The sequence below is a fragment of the Rhizohabitans arisaemae genome (assembly GCF_025996515.1).
GTDB classification, from domain to species: Bacteria; Actinomycetota; Actinomycetes; order Streptosporangiales; family Streptosporangiaceae; genus Rhizohabitans; species Rhizohabitans arisaemae.
Genome location: NZ_BLRH01000060.1, coordinates 104,745 through 125,997, shown reverse-complemented (window position 1 = coordinate 125,997; position 21,253 = coordinate 104,745). Strand labels below are relative to the sequence as shown.

Annotated in this window: 16 protein-coding genes and 1 pseudogene; 11 read left to right on the top strand and 6 right to left on the bottom strand. The window is 72.2% G+C overall.

The annotated features are described in order from the left end of the window. Positions 1 to 44: 44 nt before the first annotated feature. From RUR_RS29080 to pgfA (RUR_RS29060), 5 genes and pseudogenes are all read left to right on the top strand, one after another. Positions 45 to 1,640, top strand: a complete 1,596-nt coding sequence (locus RUR_RS29080) for an MmpA family trehalose lipid delivery protein (protein ID WP_283138412.1) — start codon at positions 45 to 47, stop codon at positions 1,638 to 1,640. 111 nt (positions 1,641 to 1,751) lie between these two features. Further along, entirely contained in the window at positions 1,752 to 1,883 is a 132-nt protein-coding gene (locus tag RUR_RS29075) for a hypothetical protein (RefSeq protein ID WP_283138411.1), read from the top strand. A 143-nt stretch (positions 1,884 to 2,026) separates the two neighbouring features. After that, positions 2,027 to 3,220, top strand: a complete 1,194-nt coding sequence (locus tag RUR_RS29070; RefSeq protein ID WP_283139833.1) for a glycosyltransferase family 4 protein — start codon at positions 2,027 to 2,029, stop codon at positions 3,218 to 3,220. 1 nt (position 3,221) lies between these two features. Then, the gene (locus RUR_RS29065; RefSeq protein WP_283138410.1) at positions 3,222 to 7,208 is read left to right on the top strand and encodes an alpha-(1->3)-arabinofuranosyltransferase domain-containing protein; all 3,987 of its coding nucleotides are present in this window, start codon (positions 3,222 to 3,224) and stop codon (positions 7,206 to 7,208) included. Next, a pseudogene (pgfA, locus tag RUR_RS29060) lies at positions 7,205 to 8,053 on the top strand (cell envelope lipid trafficking protein PgfA); the annotation flags it as partial. The gene RUR_RS29065 and the pseudogene pgfA (RUR_RS29060), both read left to right, overlap by 4 nt. A gap of 30 nt (positions 8,054 to 8,083) precedes the next feature. Here the strand turns inward: pgfA (RUR_RS29060) and RUR_RS29055 are convergent. Together RUR_RS29055 and RUR_RS29050 are read right to left on the bottom strand one after the other, a co-directional pair. Further along, positions 8,084 to 8,836 (bottom strand): class I SAM-dependent methyltransferase, encoded by a 753-nt coding sequence (locus RUR_RS29055; protein ID WP_283138409.1) that lies wholly within the window; start codon positions 8,834 to 8,836, stop codon positions 8,084 to 8,086. Further along, positions 8,833 to 10,059, bottom strand: coding sequence for an acyltransferase family protein (locus RUR_RS29050; RefSeq protein ID WP_283138408.1), 1,227 nt, complete (start codon positions 10,057 to 10,059; stop codon positions 8,833 to 8,835). Before RUR_RS29050 ends, RUR_RS29055 begins: the two co-directional genes overlap by 4 nt. A gap of 140 nt (positions 10,060 to 10,199) precedes the next feature. Between RUR_RS29050 and pgfA (RUR_RS29045) the strand changes: the two genes are divergently transcribed. From pgfA (RUR_RS29045) to dprE2, 4 genes are read left to right on the top strand one after another with little or no spacing between them, the layout of a single operon-like run. Then, the gene (gene pgfA / locus RUR_RS29045; RefSeq protein WP_283138407.1) at positions 10,200 to 11,141 is read left to right on the top strand and encodes a cell envelope lipid trafficking protein PgfA; all 942 of its coding nucleotides are present in this window, start codon (positions 10,200 to 10,202) and stop codon (positions 11,139 to 11,141) included. Further along, a complete protein-coding gene (locus RUR_RS29040; RefSeq protein ID WP_346349075.1) occupies positions 11,138 to 12,049 on the top strand; it encodes a decaprenyl-phosphate phosphoribosyltransferase in 912 nt (303 codons plus the stop codon). Before pgfA (RUR_RS29045) ends, RUR_RS29040 begins: the two co-directional genes overlap by 4 nt. Then, a complete protein-coding gene (gene dprE1 / locus RUR_RS29035; RefSeq protein WP_283138406.1) occupies positions 12,046 to 13,374 on the top strand; it encodes a decaprenylphosphoryl-beta-D-ribose oxidase in 1,329 nt (442 codons plus the stop codon). The genes RUR_RS29040 and dprE1 overlap by 4 nt, the downstream gene beginning before the upstream one ends. Further along, positions 13,371 to 14,117 carry a decaprenylphospho-beta-D-erythro-pentofuranosid-2-ulose 2-reductase gene (gene dprE2, locus RUR_RS29030; RefSeq protein ID WP_283138405.1) on the top strand — a complete coding sequence of 249 codons (747 nt, stop codon included), beginning with the start codon at positions 13,371 to 13,373 and terminating at the stop codon, positions 14,115 to 14,117. The genes dprE1 and dprE2 overlap by 4 nt, the downstream gene beginning before the upstream one ends. A 5-nt stretch (positions 14,118 to 14,122) precedes the next feature. Here dprE2 and RUR_RS29025 read toward each other — a convergent pair whose 3' ends face one another. Continuing rightward, complete coding sequence (locus RUR_RS29025) at positions 14,123 to 14,818, bottom strand: TetR/AcrR family transcriptional regulator (protein WP_283138404.1); 696 nt, start codon at positions 14,816 to 14,818, stop codon at positions 14,123 to 14,125. Between the two features lie 77 nt (positions 14,819 to 14,895). On the opposite strand from RUR_RS29025, the gene RUR_RS29020 reads away from it, so the two are divergent. Then, positions 14,896 to 15,930 (top strand): hypothetical protein, encoded by a 1,035-nt coding sequence (locus tag RUR_RS29020; RefSeq protein ID WP_283138403.1) that lies wholly within the window; start codon positions 14,896 to 14,898, stop codon positions 15,928 to 15,930. A gap of 183 nt (positions 15,931 to 16,113) precedes the next feature. Here RUR_RS29020 and RUR_RS29015 read toward each other — a convergent pair whose 3' ends face one another. Beyond that, positions 16,114 to 17,709 carry a lysylphosphatidylglycerol synthase domain-containing protein gene (locus RUR_RS29015; RefSeq protein ID WP_283138402.1) on the bottom strand — a complete coding sequence of 532 codons (1,596 nt, stop codon included), beginning with the start codon at positions 17,707 to 17,709 and terminating at the stop codon, positions 16,114 to 16,116. Positions 17,710 to 17,728: 19 nt separating this feature from the next. Next, entirely contained in the window at positions 17,729 to 18,649 is a 921-nt protein-coding gene (locus tag RUR_RS29010; protein ID WP_283138401.1) for a LysR family transcriptional regulator, read from the bottom strand. A gap of 75 nt (positions 18,650 to 18,724) precedes the next feature. Between RUR_RS29010 and RUR_RS29005 the strand changes: the two genes are divergently transcribed. Next, entirely contained in the window at positions 18,725 to 19,252 is a 528-nt protein-coding gene (locus tag RUR_RS29005) for a cysteine dioxygenase family protein (protein ID WP_283138400.1), read from the top strand. Between the two features lie 604 nt (positions 19,253 to 19,856). Here RUR_RS29005 and RUR_RS29000 read toward each other — a convergent pair. Beyond that, the gene (locus RUR_RS29000) at positions 19,857 to 21,206 is read right to left on the bottom strand and encodes a M20/M25/M40 family metallo-hydrolase (RefSeq protein WP_283138399.1); all 1,350 of its coding nucleotides are present in this window, start codon (positions 21,204 to 21,206) and stop codon (positions 19,857 to 19,859) included. Between the last annotated feature and the right edge of the window lie 47 nt (positions 21,207 to 21,253).

The following is a 21,253-nucleotide window of genomic DNA, read 5'->3' as shown; positions in this document are numbered from 1 at the left end:
CCCGGGTACCGGTCGGCCTCCCCGCGGCCTTGCGAGATCGCGGGGTGCTGTCGCGGTTCGCTCCGGCGCTGACCGGCTTGTTTCTCGGCGCGCTCGTGCTCGGACCGGCGCTCGGCCCCGGGTTCGTCCTCCGGTACGACATGGTGTTCGTGCCCGATCCTCCGCTTTGGACGGCGGGCTCGGGCCTGCCGCGCGCGGTGCCCAGCGACTTCGTCGTCGCGCTCCTCTCGCTGGTCGTCCCGCCGCAGGTCGTTCAGAAACTCGTGCTTCTCGCGATCTTCGTCCTGGCGGCCGCGGGTGCCGCCGCGCTGGTGCCGTCGCGGCGGACCGTTCCCCGGCTCGCCGCCGCCGTCTGCTATGTCTGGAGCGCCTACCTGGCTCAGCGGCTGCTGCTCGGGCACTGGGCTCTGCTGCTCGGGTACGCCGGACTCCCCTTTGTGGTGCTGGCTGCGCACCGGCTGGGCGAGGCCCGGGCGGGCGCCTTCCCCGGGCGGGTGGCGCGGCTGGCACTTGCGTTGGTCCCCGCGGCGGTCGGCGGCTTTCAGGCGATGCTGGTGTCCGCCTTGGTGCTGGTGGCCGTGACCCGGACCCGGCGTGGGCTGCTCGCCGCGGTGGCGGTGTCGGGGGCGCTCAGCCTGCCGTGGCTGATCCCGGCGCTCGCCGCCGACGCGGCCGCGGACCCGGCGGGGGTGGACGCGTTCGCCGCCCGCGCCGACGGGCCGTTCGGTACGGCGGGCAGCCTGCTCACCCTCGGCGGCGCATGGAACGCCGAGGCGGCCGTACCGGGACAGGGGCTGCTCTGGTCGGCGTCGGTGCGGCTGGTCGTGGCGGTGGTGGGGATCTGGGGTTTCCTGCGGGCGGCGCGTGGCCCGGCCAAGGTCTGGGGTCCGCGTCTGGCGGTCGCGGCGGCGGTGGGTTACGGGATCGCCCTGGCGGGGGCGACTCCGTTCGGCGCCGCGGTGCTCAAGGGGCTCGGCGTGTTCTGGACCGGGTTCGGGCCGCTGCGGGACGGGCAGGTGTACGTGGCCCCGCTGGCCCTGGTCGTGGCGGTGGGCTTCGCCGTCGTGGTCGGGGGTCTGGCCCGGCGGGACGCGGCGGGCCGGATCGCCGGGGCGGTGGGGATCCTCGCCCCGATTTTGGCGCTTCCGACGCTGGCTTGGGGCGCTTCCGGCTCCTTGCGGGCCGTGGACTACCCCGCCGACTGGCGTAGGGTTCAGGCGATCGTCGCCGCCGATCCCGCGCCGGGCCGGGTGCTGGTGCTGCCGTGGAACGCCTACCGGGCTTTCGGCTGGAACGGCGGGCGGGTCGTGCTCGACCCCGCGGTGAAGCTGTTCGGGCGTGAGGTCGTCTGGAACGACACCCTGGTGGTGGAGGCGGCCGGGGGTGAGATCGCCGTGGCGGCGGAGAATCCGCGGGTGCGGCGGCTCACGGAGGCCGTCACGGGCTCGGACGCCCCGCTGGAGGCGGTGTTCCGGGCGGAGGGGGTGCGGTACGTCCTGGTCGAGGTTGAGGCGGCGGATAGGGCGAAAGCGGACAACTGTACTCTTAATGGAAGCAGGTACCGCTGCCGATTCCCCGAGGCCGACATCGTCTACACCGGACCTGATCTGCTGCTGCTCCGGCTTGACCGGTCGGAGTGATCTCGTGGGGAATGTCACGGTTGGGGGAACCTTGCGGCTATTTACGGAATCACGTTCTACTGTCAGACCACGGACTCGATCCGGTCAGGATCAGGTGGAGGGAGAAGCCCGGTGTTGCGAGTGATCGCTGCGCTCACGGTCGGCGCCATCTTGGCCATGGGTGCCTCGGTGGCCATCGTCAATGTGGCGACGAGCACCCCGGAGCCCCCGGACAAGCCGCTGTACAACTACGGCGGACGGTAACCGGGAAAGCCGTCCGACCACGGCTCCCCGTCGTGGGTTTCAGTCGCCGGGACCGTTCGAGCGCCCCGCGGCCGGGGAGTCCTGCGCCCGTGCGGAGTCCGGGCGGCGAGGAGGCGTAAGGAGAAACGGTGGTCGCGCAGGGTGTGAACGTGGGCGGTGGAAACCTCCCGCAGGAACAGCGCGGTACCGGTACGTCGCCGCTGCACGGGGTCCGGGTCGCCGTCCTCAACTTCCGGGAACCCCAGCAGTTCGCGGCCGGGGGCGCCGAGGAGTACATCTGGCAGGTCAGCCGATATCTGATCCGGCAGGGCGCCCGGGTGGACCTCCTCACCGCGCGCGAGCCCGGCCAAGCCGCCCGGGAGCGGCGGGACGGCGTCTCCATCCGGCGCATGGGGACGAAGTTCACCGTCTACCTGCTGGTCCCGCTCTGGCTCCTGCTTCGCCGGCGCCGCTTCGACGCCGTCGTCGACTGCATGAACGGGATACCGTTCTTCGCCCCCGCCGTCGTGCCGCGCCGGACCCCCGTCGTCTGCCTCGTCCACCATGTGCACGACCGGCAGTTCCACGCCTTCCTCCCGAAGTGGCTCGCCCGCATCGGCTGCTTCATCGAGGGCCCGGTCGCCCGCAGGCTCTACCGGCGGAGCGTCACCGTCACGGTCTCGGAGTCCTCGCGCGCCTCGATCAGGGAGCGGCTGCGCTGGCTCGCCCCGATCGTCGTCGTCCCCAACGGCAGCCCGGAACCCCGGCCGGGGCCCGTACCGGCGCAGCCTTCCGCCGGTGACCCCGCCGTCGTCTACGTCGGCCGGCTGGTGGGGCACAAACGGGTCGACCGCCTGGTCCACGCGGTCCGCGGGCTCCGGCCCGCCTGGCCCGGGCTGCGGCTGCACATCGTGGGCCGAGGCCCGGAGTACCGTCCGCTCCGCGACCTGGTCCAGGCCGGCGGCCTGCGCGACCTCGTCCACATCCACGGGTTCCTCGGCGAGGACGACAAGCGGTCGATCGTCGCCGGGGCCACGCTGAACGTCACGGCCTCGGAGTTCGAGGGGTGGGGGCTGACCGTGATCGAGGCCGCGGCGCTCGGGATCCCCTCGGTCGCCTACGACGTCGAGGGACTGCGCGACTCGATCCGGCACGGGGAGACCGGCTGGCTGGTCCGCGAGGGCGAGGAACTCGCCGACGTGGTCGACCGGGCGCTGAAGGAACTGGCCGACCCGCTCCGCCGGGCCGAGGTCGGGCAGGCCTGCCGGAGCTGGGCGAGCCGGTTCACCTGGGAGCGGACCGGCGCGGCCGTCGGGGAGCTGCTCGTCGCCGAGCCGGGCCGGCGCGGCGGCCCGTGACGTGATCAACCGTACCGACCCGGGTATCGCGCACCGGCTCAAGCTGGTCGCCGCCTGCCTCCTGCTCACCGCGATCGCGGTCAACACCGAGCCAGACAAGATCATCCCCGACACCAAGCTCGACATGCCGTTCGATCCGCTGGGGTTCCTCACCAGGGCGCTGCACCTGTGGGACGGCACCTTCTTCGGGCACCTGCAGAACCAGGCGCACGGCTACCTCTTCCCCATGGGCCCCTTCTACGCCGTCGGGCTCGGGCTGGACATGCCCGCGTGGATCGTGCAACGGCTCTGGATGGCGGCCCTGCTCTGCGCGGCCTTCACCGGAACCGTCCGGGTCGCCGCGGCGCTGGGGATCGGCACCCCGAACACCCGGATCCTCGCGGGCCTCGCCTACGCGCTCGCCCCGCACGCCCTGGCCCTGGTCGGGTTCAACTCCTCCGAGCACCTGCCGAGCGCGATGCTCCCGTGGATCCTGCTGCCCCTGATCACGGTGGCGAGTCCGCGCCGGGCCGCCGCGCTCTCCGCGCTCGCCTTCCTGCTGTGCGGCGGGATCAACGCGGTCGCCGAGCTCGCCGTCCTGGTCGTCCCGGCGATCTACCTGCTGACCCGCCGGCGTTCGCCCCGGCGCGGGCGGCTCCTGCTGTGGTGGCCCACCGCGATCGCGGCGGTGTCGTTCTGGTGGCTGGTCCCGCTGCTGGTGATGGGACGCCACATCTACTCGTTCCTCCCCTTCATCGAGCAGGCGGAGGCCACCACGTCGGTGACCTCCCTGATCAACGCGCTCCGCGGTACCTCCGGCTGGCTCTCCTTCCTCCAGGTCGACGGGGGGCCGTGGGTTGCCGTGGCGTTCGAGCAGGCCACCGCCGCCTGGCTGATCGTCGCCACCGCAGGCGTGGCCGCGCTGGGGCTGGCCGGCCTGCGGCGGATCCGGGACCCCTTTCCGCTCCTGGCGCTGCTCGCCGGAACCCTGATCGTCACGCTGGGGCACGCCGGGCCGCTCGCGGAGCCGCTCCGGGACCTGCTGGACGGTCCGCTCGCCCCGTTCCGCAACCTGCACAAGTTCGACGCGCTGATCCGGCTGCCCCTCGTCCTCGGGCTCGCCGCGCTCCCGGCGTGGGGGAGGGTGTCGGCGTCGATCCGGCTGCCGGTCACCGCGATGAGCGTGGGCCTGGTGGCGTTGACGGTGGCACCGGTGGCGGTGGCGGGCGTCTCGCCCCGCGGGGCCTTCGCCGACGTGCCCGGTTACTGGCGGGAGGCGGCGGCGTGGCTGGACGAGCGGGCCGCGGGCGATCCCGCCGGGGCGATGGTCCTGGCGGTGCCCGGGTCGCGCCGGGGGGAGTACCTCTGGGGGCGCCCCTTGGACGAACCCCTCCAGGTGCTGCTGAAGAAGGCGCGCTGGGCCACCCACACGGTTGTGCCGTGGGGGTCGCCCGGAGTGGCCAGGCTGCTTCAGGCGGTCGACGAAAGGATCTCCGCGGGGGAGGGGTCGGCGGCGCTCGCCGCGACACTCCGCCGGATCGGGGTGCGCTACCTGCTGGTCCGCAACGACCTGGATCGCGCGACGATCGGCACCGCATGGCCCGGCCGGGTCCACGAGGCCCTCGCCGAGTCGCCGGGGCTGGACCGGGTGCGGGGGTTCGGGCCGAAGGTCGGCTTCCCGCAGTCGACCGCGGCCTCGGGCTGGCTGGATCAGCCGTACGATGCGCTGGAGGTCTACGAGGTGGCCGGGGCGGCGCCGATCGCCGAGACGGTCCCGGCCGACCGGCCGCTGCGGGTCCTCGGCGGGCCCGAGGCCGTGCTCACCCTGGCCGAGCAGGGGCTCCTGGAGGAGGACCGGCCGGTTCTGCTCGGGGACGACCCGGGCGTGTCGGGGGCGCCGGCCGAGTCCGTCGTCCTCACCGACACGCTGCGCCGGCGCGAGCTGGTCTACAGCGATCTTCGCCGGACGACCTCGGCCACCCTGACGGCGGGGGAGCCGCCGCGGACCGCCGACCTGATCGACGCGGCGTGGGGGCGCCACCAGGCGACTGCGCGCCTCACCGGCATCGCCGGGGTCTTCGCCTCCTCGTCGGCGTCCGACCGTACCGCGCCGTCCGGAACCCGGGATCCGGGGCGTCAGCCGTACGCCGCGCTCGACGGGGACCCGCGGACGAGCTGGCGGTCAGACGGCTGGTCGGGGCCGGTCGGCGAGTGGCTTGAGGTGGCGTTCACCGAGCCGGTGGCGGTGCCCGAGGTCTCGGTGGCGTTCGAACGCGGCGCGATGGGGTCCGGGGTCGCGGAGGTGTCGGTGGAGACCGACGCGGGGAGCCGTCGCGTCCCGGTGGCGCGGGGGGCCGGTCCGCGGACGCTGCCGGTGCCGCCCGGACCGACCAGGAGGCTCCGGATCCGGATCGAGAAGACCGAGTCCGGGCCGCGGGCGGCGCCGGGGGGGCCGGTCGGGATCACCGAGCTCACCGTCCCCGGGGTCGTTCCCCGCCGGACGATTCTCCTGCCCGCCGCGCCGGGTCCGGCGGGCGGGACGCCCACGGTCTCGCTGAGCCGGACCGGGGCGGTGCCCGCCTGCTTCCCCGGTCCGGAGCGGTCGGCGTGCCCTCCGGGCTCGGAGCTCCTCGGTGAGGACGGGTACGGCTTCGACCGGACCTTTGCCGCGCCGGGGGCCGGGGAGCGGCGCCTCACCGGCCGGGCGGTGCTGACCGACCCCGGCGCCGTGCGGGACATGACGACCTTTCCCCAGGTTTTTCCGCAGGTCACCGCGTCGTCCACTCTCAACGGCCATCCGGCGATCCTCGGCCGCGCGGCGCTCGACGGCGATCTTTCGACCGGGTGGTACGCCGATCCGCTCGACCCGCGGCCCCGGCTCCTGATCGATATGGGGCGACCCAGGAGACTCACCTCACTTAAAGTCATATTTCCGGATTCTGTGTTGGGGCCGCCGCCGGTGAAGATCACGGTGCGGACCGCGCAGGGGGTCCGGGAAGGCTGGCCGGGACCCGACGGGCGGTTCACCTTCGCCGCGATGACCGGGCGAAAGGTGGAGATCACCTTTGGCGCGGCCGCGTCCCGCGCCGTCGAGGTCCTCGACGTCGAGATCCCCGGCGTCGCCCCGCTCGGCCCGCTCACCGCCTTCCCGGTCCAGGCGTCCTGCGGTTTCGGGCCGGCGATCGAGGTGGACGGGGTCCGGGTCGCCACCCGGATCACCGGCGGCACCCTCGACGACATCGCCGCCGGACGGCCGCTGCCCTTCACCGCCTGCCGGCCGGTGTCCGTGGGAGACGGCCCGACCCGGGTGAGCGCGCCGGCCTCCGGCCCGTACCGGATCGACTCGGTCGTCCTGCGGCCGCAGGCCACGGCGGTTTCGGCGACCACGACCACCCCGGTGGAGGTCGAACGCTGGGGGCCGCAGGAACGCAGGATCCGGGTACGGCCCACGGCCGGCCCGTCCTATTTGGTGATCAACGAGAACCAGAACGGCGGCTGGAAGGCCTGGCTCGACGGGGTCCCGCTCACCCCGGCCCGGCTGGACGGCTGGCGGCAGGCATGGGAGCTGCCGTCGGGCGAGGCGGGCACCGTGACCTTGCGGTACACCCCGGACGAGCTCTACCGGGGGGCGCTGCTCGCCGGCGCGGTTCTGGTCCTGGCGGTGGTGACCCTCGCCGTCACACCGGCCCGGCCCCCGGGGCTGCTCCGGCGCCGCCCGATGAGCCCGGGGCGGCCCGACGGCCGATGGCTGTGGCCGGTCGCGCCCCTGCTGGGCCTGACGGGCGTCGGCTGGGCGGGGGTGCTCGCCGCCGCGGTGAGCCTGGCGGTGACCGTCCGATACCGGGAAACGCGGTGGCTCGCCGCGCCCTGGGCGCCCGCGGTCCCGGTCGGACTCGCGGGCCTGGCCACGGCCGCGGGCACCCCGGAGATCGTCCCCCAGCTGCTCTGCCTGATCGCGTTGGGGCAGCTCATCGCCTGGTGGCGGACCTCGGGGGGAGGGTCCCGATGAGAGTGCTGATCGGGCTGGGCTCCTTTCTGATCTGCCTCGCCGCGCTGCTGGCGGGGCCGGTCGCCCAGAGCGTGCTGCGCCATCCCCTGGACGTGGCCGAGACGATCCGGATGCGGGCCGAGCACGCCGAATACTTCGACACCGCCACCCTCACCGCCCGGACGGGGGTGCCGCTCACGGTCACCACGGTGCTGCGCGGCGACCCGGGCGCGGGGGACACCGGTCGCGCGGTCTGGACCGAGTTCACCTCGATCACGGCGTCCGACGGCGGGCGCGTCGGCTACCGCGAGCGCCGTACCGCCTTCGACCGGCGGTCCGGCGAGGCGCTGGTCTGCTGCGCGGACTACGTGGACGACGATCGGGCCGCCGGGCAGTCCGGGCTCGCCTTCCGCTGGCCGCTCGGCGCGGAGCCCGGAACCCACATGTACTACGACCCGCTGTTCAAGCGGGCCTTTCCCATCCGGTTCGAGGGGACGGAGCGGCTGCGCGGCGTCCCGGTGCGGCGATACGTCCAGCGAATCCCCCCGACGTTCGTGGAGCGGCTCCGCCACGGCCTGCCGGGCGAGCGGTCGACCCCCGCGTCGATGTACGCCGAGGTCACCCGGACGGTCTGGGTGGAGCCGGTGAGCGGCGTCCCGGTGCGGACCCGGGAGGAGCACCGCCGGACCCTGCGCACCCCGGACGGCGCCGAGCGGATCGTCCTGCTCCAGGCGGACCTGCGCACGCACCCCGAGGACGAGGAGACGCTCCTCGCCCGGACCCGGCGGCCGCGCGTCTGGTCCGCGCTCACCTCGACGGCCGGGCCGTGGGCAGCCGGCTCGGCGGGGGCCGTGGCACTTCTCACCGGACTGTACGGGCTGCGCCGGCGACGTCGCTCAGCGACGGCGGAGCACCAGCAGCAGGTTCCAGGTGACGATCTCGCGGAGCCCGGGGACGGCGACCACGGGGACGGCCCAGCGCGGGTGGTACCGGGGGAGCACGTCGAGCGTCTCGACCGCTGAGCAGCGCCTGGCCCAACGCCGCGCCTCCCCCACCGAGACGGGGAAGAGGCTCTCGCCGTACCGGTTCTTGGGCGGTCGCCCGTGCCTGCGGGCGTAGCGGGCGGCGGCCCGGCGCCCGCCGAGGTAGTGCCAGGGGGAGGTCTCGTGGCCGCCCCAGGGGGAGAGCCAGTTGGTGAAGGAGAGGTAGATCGTCCCGCCCGGCCTGGTCACCCGGACCATCTCGTCCGCCATCGCCCACGGGTCTGGAACGTGTTCCAGCACGTTGGAGGAGAAGCAGACGTCGACCGAGGCGTCCCGGAACGGGAGCGCCAGCGCGCTGCCCAGGACCGCGCCGTCGGGGATCACCCCGTCCCGCAACGCCATCTCCCCGGCGTCGCAGTCCACGCAGAGCGGCCGGGCGCCGGCGTCGCGGAGCGCCTCGGTGAAGTACCCCGGCCCCCCGCCCACGTCGAGCACGAGCCGGTCGGCGAGGTCGGTGTAGGTCCGGAGCTGGGCGACCGTGTCCCGCGCGAGCAGGCCGTAGAAACGGTCGGGGTCCGTCTGCTCCACCCGGAAGGCGCGGAACAGGCGCACCGAACGGGCCAGGTCGGCGCGGAAGGGGCGGACGTGCCCGCGGGCCGCGGTCATGCCCGGCTCCGCGAAGCCGACGGGCGCAGTCGCATGAACGGCACCTCCACCAGGTGATACGTGGCCGCGGCGAGCAGGGTGCTGAGCCCGGCGACGGCGATCAGGTCCACGGGCATGTCCCCGTTCCAGGTCTGCCGGTCGAGTGCCTCGAACCAGAGGTAGAGCACGATGAACTGCCAGAGGAACACACCATAGGAGATCTTGCCGAGGTAGCGGACCACCCGGTTGCCGAGGAGGGAGTGGGCCGGGGTGGGCGGACCGGCGGCCGTGGCGAGCGGGGCGACCAAGGCCACGGCGACGACCGTGTAGAGGATCAGCTCGAACAGGCCGGTCCACAGCCGGTCGGTGCCGAAGAAGCGGGGCCCGGTGATCGGGGTGACCGCGATCAGGTAGGCGAGTGCGGCGATCGCCCAGCAGGTGCCCCAGGAGGCGGTGACGGCCTCGGCGAGCCGGCGCCCGTACCCCTGGCGGCCCGCCCACACCGACACCACGGCGAGCGCCATCCCGGCGGCGAAGTAGACCAGGGAGCGGGGGAGCCAGACGTTCAGCACGGGCCGGTAGACCGGGTAGAAGGAGAGGACGGTCCAGGCGAACGAGATCGCGCCGAGGAAGGCCAGTCCGATGAGCAGGCGTCTGGCCACCACGTCCAGGTCGGCGGCGCCCTTGCGGCGGGCGAAGGCGTGCAGTCCCCGGGCGATGAGCGGCAGGCTGAGGTAGAACGCGATCTCCACGGAGAGGGACCACATCTGGGCCAGGCCCTTCGGCCCGGTGCCCGTCCACCACGGCTCGGGGTCGTACACGTGGGTGAGCGTGAGGATCTGAAGCCAGGAGCCGAGGTCGTCCAGCCGCTCCCCGGCCCAGAGGATCATCGCGACGGCCGCCACGGTCCAGTAGGCGGGGAGGATGCGCAGGGCGCGCTTGCGGAGGTAGCCGCCGATGCCGGGGGCCGGTTCGCCGAGGAGGGCCGCCGCGGCGAAGGGCCGGTAGAGCAGCAGACCGGAGAGGACGAAGAAGATGGGGACGCCGACGTCGCCTCTGGTGGGGAGGGTGGAGAGGAATCCCGGCCGCAGGCCGGCCCCGGTCTCGATGGCGACGTGGAAGGTGAGGACCGTGAAGGCGGCGAGTGCCCGCATGCCGTCGAGGGCGGGGAGGTGACCGAGGCGGGGGTGGGTGAGCGTACCCTTGGTCGAGGCCGATCCCGGTGTGGAACCTGATTCGGTCACTTTTCCGTATCTCTCGTGACGTATGTCACACGCAGCACTAACATAACGCAAAACAAGAACGTGTTTCAGGATATAGCGTCCTGTGCGGCGCTCGGTGTGATACGTACGGCGGATCGCCGGACGGAGACCAGGAGGAGCCGATGCGCCGGGTCAACGGAATCATCCTGATCGCCCTCGGCGCCTTCCTCGCCGTCCTGGCCCCGCTCGTCCGGTTCGACATCGCCGACAAGATCATCTCCGCGCCCGCCAACCAGTACGCGGTCATCGCCTTCGCCGCGGAGAAGGCCAAGTACTTCAGCGTGGGCGACCTCAAGGTCGTGGAGGGCCGGCTCGACATCACGGTCACCACCCGGGGCGACGTGGCGGCGTCCACCGGGGACCGGGTCGTCTGGGACGAGGTCACCGTGGTCAACGACGTGACCAACGACAAGCCGCTGATCTCCATGACCGAGCGGCGCACCGCGTTCAACCGGTTCACCGGAGCCGCGGTGAACTGCTGCGGAGCCCACGTCGGCAAGGAGAACGTCGCGATCGAGGGGCAGACCTACCTGTTCCCGTTCGGGACCGAGAAGCGGACCTATCCGGTCTTCAACTCCATCGCCGGGAAGGCGCTCGACGCCAAATTCGTCGGGGAGGAGAACCTCAAAGGGCTCGACACGTACAAGTTCGAGCAGGTGATCGACCCCACGGCCATCGCGCGGCCCTCCGTGCCCGCCGCGGTCTTCGGCCTGAAGACCCCCGGCGACATCAGCGCGGAACGGGTCTACGAAGGCGTCAACACCTACTGGGTCGAGCCGGTCAGCGGGGTCATCGTCCGGCAGGAGCACCGGCGGGACGAGGTCCTGGGTTCCACGGACGGCACTTACAAGGTCGTCGCGTTCGAGGCCGTCGTGGACACGGAGTCCAAGAGCGTCGACGAGCTCATCGACCGGGCGCAGGCCGCCAAGAGCCAGATTCAGCTGGTCCGGACCACGATCCCCCTGATCGCACTGATCCTCGGTATTCTGCTCCTCGTCGCGGGCGCGCTGACCTTGCGCGGCCGTACGCCCACCGAGCAGGCCGAGGTCGCAGAGGACGTGTGACGAAGAACCCCGCAGCCGTGCGCAGGTCGGCCGCGTCGGCCACCCCCGCCGGCCCCGGCCGGTACCGCGGCGTCCTGCGCGCCTGCCGCCCGCGCCAATGGCTGAAGAACGTCCTCGTCTTCGCGGCGCCCGCCGCCGCCGGTGTCCTGACCACACCCGCCGGGATCGGGCTCTCCCTGATCGCCTTCGTCTCCTTCTGCTTCGCCGCGAGCGGCACCTACCTGCTCAACGACGCCGCCGACGTCGAGGCGGACCGGCTGCACCCGCGCAAGAGGTTCCGGCCGATCGCGGCGGGAGTGGTGCCGGTACGGCTGGCGCGGGTGCTGGGCGTGGCGTTCATCCTGATCGCGCCCGCGGTGGCCGCGCTCTCCGGCGGCTGGCGGTTCCCCCTCGTGGTCGTGGGTTACCTGGTGCTCACCAGCGCGTACACGCTCCGGCTCAAGCACCTGGCCATTCTGGACCTGGTCGCCGTGGCCGGCTGCCACGTGATCCGGGCCTACGCGGGGGCCGTCGTGGTGGACGTCCCGGTCACCAGCTGGTTCCTGGTCGTGATCTCGTTCGGGTCGCTCCAGCTGGTCATCGGCAAGCGCGAGGCGGAGCTGCGCGGGCACGGGACGAGCGGGACCCGGGCCACCCTGGTCGTCTACTCGCTGAGCTACCTCACCAACCTGCGGGTCATGGTCTCCGCGGCCACCCTGGTCACCTACTGCCTGTGGGCCCTGGACGAGGTCAACCCGTTCCGGGCGCTGAGCATCGTGCCCTTCATCCTGCTCATGCTGAGGCTTAACCTGTTTGTCGACCGGGGTGTCGGGGAGGAGCCCGAGGAGCTCGTCCTGCGGGACAGGCAGCTCCAGATTTTCACCGGTCTGCTGATCGCACTGATCGCTGTGGGGGTCTACGCCCGATGACGTTTCTCACCGGATGGGGCCGCACCGCGCCCACCCCGGCCCAGGTGGTCCGGCCTCGGACCACCGAAGAGCTGGCCAAGCTCCTGGCGGACCGGCCCCGGCGCGGTCTGATCGCCCGCGGCCTCGGCCGCTCCTACGGGGACGCCGCGCAGAACGCCGGCGGGGTCGTGGTGGACTGTGCCGATTTGGACCTGGGCTGGAGCCTGGACCAGGAGAGCGGGACGGTCACCGCCTCGGCCGGGACCTCCCTGCACGACCTGATGAGCGCCCTGGTGCCGCGGGGCTGGTTCGTCCCGGTCACCCCGGGCACCCGTTACGTCACGGTCGGCGGGGCCGTGGCCGCCGACATCCACGGCAAGAACCACCATGTGGACTCCTCGTTCGGTGCGCACGTCACCTCGCTGACGTTGGCGACGGCCGACGGGTCGATCCGGGTGCTCACCCCCGGGGACCGGCTCTTCTGGGCGACCGTCGGCGGGATGGGCCTCACCGGGGTGATCCTCTCGGCGACCTTCACCTGCGTGCCCGTCGAGACCTCGCGGTTCAAGGTCGACGTCGAGCAGGCCCGGAACCTCGACCACGTGATCGAGTTGATGGCGGAGGGCGACCACCGCTACCGCTACACCGTCGCCTGGATCGACCTGCTCGCCACGGGCGCGCACACCGGACGCGCCGTGCTGACCCGGGGAAACCACGCCCTCCGCGAGGACGTCCGTTCCGCGGCCCCGCTCGCCTACGCGCCGAGGCCGCTGCTGACCACGCCCCCGTGGGTGCCGAACGGGCTGCTCAACCGGTGGACCCTGCGGGCCTTCAACGAGGCGTGGTACCACAAGTCGCCCCGGGTCAGGCGGGGGGTGATCCAGTCGCTCACCACGTTCTTCCATCCGCTGGACGGCGTCCGGGACTGGAACCGCCTGTACGGCTCACGCGGGCTGCTCCAGTACCAGTTCGCGGTCCCCGACGAGGGGCTGGAGACGCTCCGGCGCATCGTGGCCAGGCTCTCCGCCCACGGGGTGGCCTCGTTCCTCACCGTGCTGAAACGGTTCGGGCCGGGCACGCCGGGCCACCTGTCCTTCCCGATGCCCGGCTGGACGCTCGCCCTGGACATCCCCGCCGGGGTCCCCGGCCTCGACCGCCTGCTCACCCTCTTCGACGAATGGGTCGCGGCGGCGGGCGGCCGTCTCTATTTGGCCAAGGATTCGCGAATGTCGGCGGAGACCCTCCGGGCCACCTACCCTCGTCTGGGGGAATGGCGCGAGATCCGTTCCTCCGTGGATCCCGACGGGGTTTTCCGTTCCGACCTGGCAAGGAGACTGGGCCTGTGAAGAACGCACTGGGGGCCGTCGACTCGGTGCTCCTGCTCGGCGGGCGCAGCGAAATCGGTCTTGCCGTGGTCGAACTGCTGGTCAAGCGAGGCGCCCGCCGGATCGTGCTGGCGGTTCGCGGGGAGACCGACGCCCCCGACCTGAAGGCGCTCGGCGCCGAGGTGCACGTCGTCGACTTCGACGCGGCCCGGCCCGAGAGCCACGGCGACGTGGTCCGTACGGCGGTCGACCTGGTCGGCGACCTCGACGTGGTGATCTCCGCCTTCGGCGTCCTCGGCGATCAGGCGGTGTACGAGCGGGACCCGGTCTCCGCGGCCCACGCGGTCGCCGTCAACTTCGGCGGACAGGTCTCGGTCTGCCTGCACGTGGCCGAGCGGCTCCGGGAACAGCGGCACGGCACCCTGATCGTCCTCTCCTCGGTGGCCGGGGTCCGGGTGCGGAAGGCGAACTACGTCTACGGCTCGACCAAGGCCGGGCTGGACGGCTTCGCCCAGGGGCTCGGGGACGCCCTGCACGGCTCGGGCGCGAACGTCATGGTCGTCCGGCCGGGCTTCGTCCGCGGCCGGATGACGGCGGGGATGCCGCCGGCACCGATGGCCACCACCCCCGGTGAGGTGGCTGCGGCGGTGGTCGCGGGTTTGCGCGAGGGCAAGGAGACCGTCTGGGCGCCGGCGGTGCTCGCACCGGTCTTCGCCCTGATGCGCGTCCTGCCGCGCGCCGTCTGGCGCCGTATGCCCCGCTGACCCGGCTATCCCGGACCGGCCGTGAGGATTCGATCGAGGATCGCGTCCAGCTGGGCCTCGTAGAGCGCGGCGGGGTCGGGCGCCATCTGGGCGAGGTGACCGTGGAGCTCAAGGACGAGGAGTCCGTGGCAACCGGCCGCCAGCTGAACCGCGAGGAGAAAATCCTGATCCGCGTCGGGGGCCACCGGTTCCGCGACGGGTGCCGGAGGTGAGGGCTCCTGGCGCATGCGCACCGCGCGAACCAGGCCGGTGAACAGCTGCATGCTCCCGCGTGCCATCGGCCCGGTCTGCGGTGGGGCGTGGTACCCGGGGACGGGGCGCCCGTAGAGCAGGTCGAACAACTCCGGGTTGGCCAGCCCCCACCCCCGGTAGGCCCGTGCGCAACTCCGTAGGTGCTCCGCAGGGGGCTCACCGCGGTTCCGCGCGTCGGCGACCACGCCTTCGAGGGTGTGGTGGAGGTCGGCGTAGGCGTCGACGAGGAGCGCGGTGATGAGGGCGTCCCGGGATTCGAAGTAGCGGTAGAGCGAGGGTCCGCGCATCCCGAGCTCCCGCGCCACGGCGTTGAGGGAGAGCTGTCCCGCGCCGCCCAGCTCGGCGAGCTGCCGCCGGGCCACATCTTTGATCTCCCGTTTCAGCTGGTCCCGGTATCGCGCACGCGGTGAGCGCGGTTCGTGTTCCGGGTCTCGGGTGTCGGAGTGCATGAATCCATCTTGACACCTTGCCGCAATAGCTACATGCTCTAGCTATTGCACGGTGTTGTAGCTAAATAGGGGGATTCATGTCAGTCGAGAAGACGGCACCGGCATCGTCGCAGGGCGGGTTCTCAACACTCCTGCGAAGCCGCAGCGTGTGGATAACGGCGCTGCTCTGGGTCCTGGGCAGCCTCGCGGTCTTTCCCCTCGCCGGGGGCGAGCTCCCCTTCATCCGGGGGAGCGAACGGCTGCCCGTGGAGACCGAGGTGATCAACGGGCAGCTCAACCTGCTCGTCGCCGTCGTCCTCATCCTTATCGCCGTCGCGATAACCCGGCGTCGCCCGCGCGTCGACCTCGCCGCCAGGGCCCCCGAGCGGGCCACGGCGCGTACCGAGACCGCCGTCCTGATCGGATACGGGATCGCCGTGAGCCTCGGGGGGCTCGCGATCGGCCACCTCGCGGGGGAGCACGCCTACAGCCTGCACCTCCCCGGCACCATCCACGGTCTCCACAACCAGACGCTGGAGCTCGGCTGGGTGCTGGGCTGGGCGGCGTACAACTTCGTGTTCTTCGCCGTTCTGCCCTATCTCGCCTTCCGCCGCCTCGGTTACACCAACGTCCAGCTCAATCTGCGCTCGGCGGACCGCCGCGGCGACGCGATCCTCATCGCGGTGATCCTTGTCGTGGAGGGAGCTGCGGAGCTCGCCAGTGTGAGCGATGAGATCCTGCAGCTCACGCCGGCGCAGCTGCTGATGGGGGTGCCGCTCGCCTTCACCGTGAACCTCGTCGGCACGGTGCTGCCCATCATGATCTTCATCTACGCGATTCTGCTGCCTCGTCTCGCCCGCCTGACCGGCTCGGTCGTGACGACCGCGATCCTCGGCGGGGTCGCCTACGCCGTCATCCACGCCTTCGAGTCCTGGGCCGTCTACGACACGATGGCAGGGGGAGCCCTCACGGTGATCTTCCTGACCTTGCAGTACTTCGGCCCGGGGCTCATCAAGTCCGTCCTGACCCTGCGCACCGGCAACGCATGGGTGCACGTCTGGGCGTATCACGCCATCGCCCCCCATGTGACCTTGGACACCGCGAACCTGCTGGACAGCCTGCGGCTCAGATAGCCGGTCTTCAGGGGCCGTTCGGTTCGCGGTGTACGGCGGCGACGACCTTGCCGCGGTGGCGGCCGAGTCCGCAGAAGGACTCACCGCCCTCGCGGTAGCCCGTATCGGATCCGGGGCCGGTGTTTCGGCGCCGGGCTCCGGTTCGGGTGGACGGCGCCGGGGGTTGCGGGTTCCCCCGGCGCGTCAGGGGGAGTTGAGTTCGCGGTGGACGGCGGGGACGACCTTGCGCAGGTAGCGGCCGAGCTTGACGAAGGACTCACCGGACTCCCGGAACGCGTACCGGATGGGCACTTCGCGGTAGACGTACCCTTTGGCCAGCAGGTCCAGGGTGAGCACCTGGGCGTAGTTGTAGTCGTGGATCACCTCGGCGTCCCGGGCCGCCGCCGGGGAGAAGGCACGGTAGCCGCTCTGGCCGTCGGTGAGATCGCGCCGCCGGGTGAGCCAGCGGACCCAGCGGGTCAGCACCCGGTTGCCGAACCGCCGGTGCGGGAGCATCCGCCGGATCTCGCCGGAGAACCGTGAGCCCACCACGTAGTCGGCCTCGCCCGCGAGGATCGGCGCCGCCAGGCTTTCGGCGTCCTCGGGGAAGTACTCCCCGTCCGCGTCCAGGTAGATCACCGCGGCGGGCCCGAGGGCGGCCGCCTCGGCGAGCCCGCGGCGGACCGCGGCGCCGAGCCCGAGGTTGCGCGGCTGGGCGATCACCCGCGCCCCCGCGGCGGAGGCGGCCGCGGCGGAGCGGTCCGTCGACCCGTCGTCGACGGCGAGCACGACGAGCTCGCGTCCGCCGACGGTGGCGGGGAGCCGGCGGACCACCTGCCCGACCGTCTCCTCCTCGTTGAAGACCGGGATGAACGCGACGACCGGGGCGCCCGCGGGTACGGCCCGCGGCTCCGGTCGCGCCGGAAGGGCCCGCGGCAGCCGTACCCGGCCCCAGTAGGACGGTGCCGGGACCAGCAGCGCGACCGCCCCTGCGATCAAGGAGTAGCCGGTCTTCACGGCATGGGTGACGAGCGCCACCGCGAACCCGATCCCCGCCGGGATCCCCAGCGCGGCCAGGGCGGCGGTCGCCGCGGCCTCGTAGGAGCCGAAACCGCCCGGGGTGACCGCGACGGTCTGCGCGGCGATCGTGACCGCGGTCACCGCGACCGCGTCGTACGGCGAGATCGCGGCCCCGGCCAGGTGCGCGACCTGGTAGACCACGGCCGACTCCAGGACCCAGGCGAGCGCGGCCAGCACCAGGACCACCGGAAGCAGGTGGGCTTTGAGCTCGGTACGGCGGCGCAGCCAGACGAACCCGGCGACGCAGACCACGGCCATCGCCGCCGCAAGTATCCAGACCCAGCCACCGGCGAGCGCGGCGACCAGGGAGGGCGCGGCGACGGCGGCGAGCAGCAGGACCGCCAGCAGGTCGGCGGCGCGGAGGGTGACGGTGGACGCGGTGGCCGGTCCGAAGGTGATCTCGGTGCGCCGGAGCACGCTGGTGACCCGGAGCGCCTCACCCAGCCGGAACGGCAGGACGTGGTTGCCGAGCAGGGAGACGTGGAGCGCGGCCCAGCCCTGGCCCAAGGAGAGGCCGGGGAGGGTGAGCCGCCAGGAGACGGTGCGGAGCCAGAAGGCCGCGCCGTACAGGGCGAGGGCGGCAAGGAGCTCGACGGGGTCGGCGAGCACCGCGCGCACGGCACGGCCGAGTTCGGCGCCCGACACGGTCCCGGCCAGGTAGACGAGGGCGACGACGAGGACGGTGAAGCCGATGCAGATCCGCACGGTGCGTTTGTTCACGGCTGTCCTTGGCTGGGGGCTATGAGGACAGGCTAACCTCACTCGCGCCCGCGGCCGAGACCTCCCCGTCCTCGGTCGCGCGGGTCAGCGCCCGCAGGAGCACCGCGGTGGCCGGGGGGTCGGGCGGCGCCCCGTACGTGGCGGCGAGGACGTGCCGGGTCGATCCGGGGAGCTGCGTGGCGGCCACCCGGGGATGGCGGTGCGCGGCGAGGGCGAGCCCGGGGAGGACGGTCACCCCCAGTCCGGCGGCGACCAGGGCCTGGACCGCGACGAAGTCGTCGGTGGTGAAGACGATGTGCGGGGAGAAACCCCGGGTTTCGCAGGCGTCAAGCAGGTGGCTGCGGCATCGGTCGCACCCGGCGATCCACCGGGAGCCGGCGTGCGCGGAGAGGTCGGACGGGCGGGGATCGCCGGTGGGCAGGACCAGATAGCTCGGCTCGTCCAGGAGCGGAGTGGCCCGGATGCCCGGTTCCTCGGGGTCGGAGCCCTGGTAGCGGAAGACCACGGCGACGTCGACGTATCCGGCGCGGAGCATCCGCAGCGCCTCGGGCGGCTCGGCCTCGACGAGCTGGAGCTCCAGCGCCGGGTGCTCCTGGGCGAGCCGGAACGCGGCCTCCGGGACGAAGGTGCCCAGCGCGGACGGGAAGGCGGCCAGCCGGACCCGGCCCGACCTGAGCCCGACGTGCGCGGCGAGCTCGGCCTCGGCGGCGTCGATCCGGCCGAGGATCTCGGCGGCGCGTTCGGCGAGGAGTCGGCCGGCATCGGTGAGGCGGACCCCCCGGCCGACCCGCTGAATGAGCTTGGCGCCGGTCTCGGCCTCCAGCTTCGCCAGGTGGTGGCTGACCGAGGGCTGGGAGTAGTGCAGCGCCTGGGCCGCGGCGGTCACCGTGCCGTGGCGGGCGACCGCTGCGAGCACGCGTAGCCGTACGATATCCAGCATCTATTAACTATATCTATGGAAGTCCCACGATATACGCATTGGACTTAATAGACGGAGAACAGGCACCGTGGAGGCATGAGCACCACAGTTCTCCTCCGCCCAGGCCTCACCCGACTCGCCACAGGGATCCGGGCCGCCGTCGCCAGGCCCGGAACCGTCGAGGAAACCGCCCGGCGGGTCGCCGCGGCGCTCCAGGAGAACCTGCCCACCGCCGACATCCTCCTCCCCGAAGAGCGGGTCGGCAGCCCCGAGAACTACGTCCAGCACGTGCTGCACGTTGAACCCGGCTTCTCGATCGTGGCCCTCGTCTGGCAGCCCGGCCAGCGCACCGCCGTCCACGACCACATCTCCTGGTGCGCCTTCGGGGTGGTCCAAGGCACCGAATACGAGATCGTCTACCGGCTCGAAGACGGATACCTGGTCCCGATCGCCGCGGCCGCCAACCGGACCGGTGAGGTCAGCGGCTTCGCCCCGCCCGGCGACATCCACCAGGTACACAACTCCGGCGACACCACGGCGATCTCGATCCACGTCTACGGCGCCGACATCGCCAAACTGGGCTCCAGCGTCCGCCGCCGCTACGACCTCCCCGTACGAGCCTGAGCCGGGGCCGCATCTGTCCGCTTGGTCCGGTAAGCACGGTCAGGGTGACAACCCGGACGTGCTCACCGTGTTAAGAGCGGTCGCTGTTAAGGACCTGTACCTTTGGGCCGAGCTCCGCTCGGCCGGCTCGAAACGCCGGTAACCCGCGTCTTCCCTCGTCAGGATTCGCCGCCGGCGCGACGAATCCTTCCTCAGTCCAGACGCGGGGGCGTTTCGAGCGCGCACGTGCCCGACCCGTAGGAATGATCCGGGCAGGGCCGCAGCCGACAGGCCCGACGTTTCTTACGGGGTTCCCGGGTTCGGGTGGTAAGTACGGCTGGATCTTAGGTGCTGGTCGCGCTACGTCCGCACTTCGCACGTCGCGCTCTTTGCGACGGGCGAATGCGCACGGCGGTTCGCGCCGGACGGTCTTTGTCCGGCGTGAACCGACCGCGGTCGATGTCAGAAAATACAGGCTTGTAAGGGTGGCTTCTCTTAAGGCGGTTCGCACGTCCGTGGTTGTAACCGGGGCCACACCTACCCGCTCGGCCAGGTAAGCCCGACCGCACCTAACGGGGTATCGCACGTCCGTGGTTGTGACCCCGACGGCTCTTTCAGGCCACCGCTACAGGCCGAGGGGGTTGGCCAGGCTGTGCAGGAACAGGGCTTCCGTCAGGGCGGTTCGGTGGACTTCGCGGAGGTCGACCCGCTCGTTCGGGGCGTGGATGGACGCGTCGTCGTCTTCGGCGCCGAAGACGAAGATCTCCGCGGTGGGGAAGAGGTGGGAGAACTTGGACACCAGGGGGATCGAGCCGCCCGCGCCGATTTCCCGCGGCGCCTGACCGTACGCCCGCTCCAACGCCCGTTCCAGCGCGGCCCGGTGGGTTCCGCCGGATCCGGAGTGGAAGCCGGAGCCGAGGACGTGGTCGGTGAACTCCACCTGAACGTTCCACGGGGCGGTGCGCCGGAGGTGCTCGATCACGATGTCGAGGGTGGTCTTGGGGTCGCCGGCCGGGGGTACCCGGACGGTCACCCGGGCTCGGGCCCACGGCTGGAGGGCGTTGGCCGCTCCGGCGACGGACGGTGCGTCGATCCCGGTCACGGTGACCGCGTACGACGCCCACACCCGGTCCGCGATGGAGCCTCCGCCGACCAGGCTGACCTCGGGAAGGACGCCCGCGCTGGCGCGGAACTCCTCTTCCGAGGGGCTGGGGCCGAGCCAGACGCCGCGGGGCAGGCCGGGGATCGCGACTTCGCCGCTCTCGTCGTGGAGGGTGGCGAGCATCCGGATGAGCGCGGCGAGCGCGTCGGGTGCCGCGCCGCCGAACTGGCCGCTGTGCAGCGCGCCGCGGAGGGTGCGCACCTCGACGGTGAACGCCCCCATGCCGCGCAGGGAGGTCGTCAGCGCGGGTTCGCCGATCCGCGGGTTCCCGCTGTCGGCGACGATGATCGCGTCGGCGCGGAACAGTTCGGGGTTGGCTTCGGCGAAGGCCTCCAGGCGGTCTCCGGCGTACTCCTCCTGGCCTTCGACGATGACCTTCACGCCGACCGGGAACCGGCCGCCGAAGGCGCGCAACGCGGCCACGTGGGCGATGACGCCGGATTTGTCGTCCGCCGCGCCTCGGCCGTACAGCTTCCCGTCCCGCAGGGTCGGCTCGAACGGCGGGGTGTGCCACAGGGACGGCTCGCCGGGCGGCTGGACGTCGTAGTGCGCGTAGAGGAGCACGGTGGGTGCTCCCGGGGGTGCCGGGGCTTCGGCGTAGACCGCGGGGAAGCTGCCTTCGATCGGGATCTGCTGGACGAGCGGCAGCCCGGTGCTGCGCAGGAGCTCTTCGGTCACCGCGGCGGCGGCGTGCACGGGCTCGATCGGGTGGCCGGGGAAGGCCACGGATGGGATGGCGACGAGTCGCGCGAGGTCGTCCACGGCTTGCGGCATGCCGGCGGCGATCGCGGCTTCGATCTCCTCAGGAGTCACGATTACCCCCGTTGTTGGAACAAATGGTCGACAGCCATTCCACCACA

What these genes read in the sequence shown, in the direction of transcription:
- RUR_RS29025 (WP_283138404.1), bottom strand. Translation starts at nt 14,818, where the DNA reads ATGCACTCCGACACCCGAGACCCGGAACACGAACCGCGCTCACCGCGT.
- pgfA (WP_283138407.1), top strand. Translation starts at nt 10,200, where the DNA reads ATGCGCCGGGTCAACGGAATCATCCTGATCGCCCTCGGCGCCTTCCTC.
- RUR_RS29010 (WP_283138401.1), bottom strand. Translation starts at nt 18,649, where the DNA reads ATGCTGGATATCGTACGGCTACGCGTGCTCGCAGCGGTCGCCCGCCAC.
- dprE1 (WP_283138406.1), top strand. Translation starts at nt 12,046, where the DNA reads ATGACGTTTCTCACCGGATGGGGCCGCACCGCGCCCACCCCGGCCCAG.
- RUR_RS29005 (WP_283138400.1), top strand. Translation starts at nt 18,725, where the DNA reads ATGAGCACCACAGTTCTCCTCCGCCCAGGCCTCACCCGACTCGCCACA.
- RUR_RS29055 (WP_283138409.1), bottom strand. Translation starts at nt 8,836, where the DNA reads ATGACCGCGGCCCGCGGGCACGTCCGCCCCTTCCGCGCCGACCTGGCC.
- RUR_RS29020 (WP_283138403.1), top strand. Translation starts at nt 14,896, where the DNA reads ATGTCAGTCGAGAAGACGGCACCGGCATCGTCGCAGGGCGGGTTCTCA.